Genomic DNA, 2,087 nt, shown 5'->3' with positions numbered 1-2,087 from the left:
GCCCAGCACCATGCCGCCGGCGGACGCCAGCATATACGCCGTGTACGCGCTGGTTGCCATCGTCAACGACATGCCATACATCTTCACCAGTCCGGTGGATGCAAAGCTCTGGATACCGCCCAGCGCCAGCGCCGTCAGGAAGAAGAAGGCAAAGCACATCCAGACCGATGGCAGCTTCAGGAAAGCCAGCGTGCCGCCCTGCTGTTGCGAGGCGGCGTGTGCGCCGATCGGATCGGGGCGGATCGCGTCGCGGTTGATGAACAGGATGGCCAGCACAATCAGCGGCAGCGCCGCGGCGCACAGCAAGGCCAGGCGCCAGCTGCCCGCAGCCGCAATTGCCGTCAGCAGAATCGGCGAAGCGGCCCAGCCGATATTGCCGCTGATGCCGTGCACCGAGAAGCCATGCGCCAGACGCGCCTTCGATACCCGCTGGTTCAGGATGGTGTAGTCCGCCGGATGGAAGATGCTGTTGCCGACGCCGGCCACCAGCGCGCCCAGCATCAGCGCCGTATAGCTGTTGGCCGCCGACAGCAGCACAGCCGACAAACCCAGCACGCCGATACCGAAGAACAGCACGCGGCGCGCGCCGACGCGGTCCACCACGAAGCCGGCCAGCGCCTGTCCGATGCCGGACACGATGAAGAACACCGTCATCAGCATTGCCAACTCCGCGTAACTCAGATTGAAGGCAGGCTTCAGCCACGGGAATAGCGCGGCAAGAATCAGGTGGTAGAAGTGAGAGGTGCCGTGCGCCAGGCCGACCAGGCCGATCACGCGGGCATCCTGTTTGAGGAGGGCTTTATCTGTATTCATCCGTACAGTTTAGGCAAGAGCGCTGCGTCTGGTTTAAGATAGCCTGACATCATTTGTCGAGAATCTGCCATGCCAGCTGCCAGCCGCCATGTAGGAGTCGCACCCAGCCGCGAAGAGCCGACGGATACCCGCCCCGTCACTGTGGTGGCGCGCGAACTGGATGCCGCGGAATTCACCGGCGCCCACGCCCACACCTGGGGCCAGTTCACTTACGCGCTGGAAGGCGTGCTGCGCGTGTCCGCCGCCAACAGCAGCTGGATTGTGCCGCCGCTGCGGGCGATCTGGATCGAAGCCGGCACCATGCATGAGGTGACCGTGCTGGAAGCGGCGAGCATGCGCCTGCTGTGCGTGGACATGGCGCGCTCGCCGTTCGCGCGCAATCTGGAGGTGGTYGAGGTGTCGCCCCTGCTGCGCGAGTCGATCGAGGYGCTGGAGCAGATGGGCTTTGGCGACGAGTCGCCACGTTCCCGCTTGCTGTCCGAGCTGATTCTGGACGAGCTGCCGCGCAGCGCCACACGCCCGATCCGCGTTCCCCTGCCCTCCGACAAGCGCCTGAAGACGCTCTGCGCCAGCCTGCTCAACGAGCCCGGTTCGCCGCAAACGCTGGAGCACTGGGCACGCCAGGTCGGCGCCTCCGAGCGCACGCTGGCCCGCCTGTTCGAACGAGAGCTGGGTTTAAGCTTCAGCCAATGGCGCCAGCAAGTGCGCCTGGCGCACGCTGCGCCGCTCATCGCCCGCGGCGTGCCCTTGTCGCAAGTCGCCGATCAACTCGGCTACGCCAGCCAGTCCGCCTTCTCCGCCATGTTCAAGAAAACCTTCGGCTCCACCCCGACCGCCTTCTTCCACAAGCGCGCCTGAATCACATCGGCTCGATTTTAAGTGTGGTATGCAGCAGCCTGCTGAGTTGATCTTTCAGCGGCCTCGCCGCCGGCGCCTCCTTGGCAACCCGCTTTCCATCCCGAATGACGTGAAAGGCAAACTGGACGTGATCGATGAGCGGACCGCGGTCCGGTGGCGAGTTATCGCGTTCAGTAACGCTAACAATGCGGTTAGCCTGGCAGGCGACTTCTTTTGCTTGTGCAGACGTCGCCTTGATCACGGTGACCATCTCGGCGCGATTCAATTGGTCGTCTTTGACATAGCGAAAGAGCTGATTTCGCTGCGGACGCTTCGGCGGCCTGGGCGGCTTGCCGTCGTAGCTGAAACCATCGACCGCGATAAAGATGGCGCGGTCGAAATCGTAGGCCAGCCAGGTTTTGTACAGCGCCCCGACG

General features: G+C 63.8%; 3 protein-coding genes. 1 reads left to right on the top strand and 2 read right to left on the bottom strand.

Going from position 1 to position 2,087, the window contains the following annotated elements; translation table 11 throughout:
- Positions 1 to 813: MFS transporter (locus AB4Z11_RS30235; protein WP_442029661.1), on the bottom strand; the 813-nt coding region annotated here is incomplete at its 3' end.
- A gap of 69 nt (positions 814 to 882) precedes the next feature.
- Between AB4Z11_RS30235 and AB4Z11_RS30230 the strand changes: the two genes are divergently transcribed.
- Complete coding sequence (locus AB4Z11_RS30230; protein WP_442029659.1) at positions 883 to 1,671, top strand: AraC family transcriptional regulator; 789 nt, start codon at positions 883 to 885, stop codon at positions 1,669 to 1,671.
- A gap of 1 nt (position 1,672) precedes the next feature.
- On the opposite strand, the gene AB4Z11_RS30225 is transcribed toward AB4Z11_RS30230, so the two are convergent.
- Positions 1,673 to 2,087 (bottom strand): hypothetical protein (locus AB4Z11_RS30225; RefSeq protein ID WP_442029657.1); only part of this gene is annotated, 415 nt, incomplete at its 5' end.

The sequence above is a fragment of the Pseudoduganella sp. RAF53_2 genome (assembly GCF_052113985.1).
In the GTDB taxonomy this organism is placed as follows: Bacteria; Pseudomonadota; Gammaproteobacteria; order Burkholderiales; family Burkholderiaceae_D; genus Rugamonas.
The sequence above is the reverse complement of the archived record's forward strand: the minus strand, read 5'-3'. Positions and strand labels throughout refer to the sequence as shown.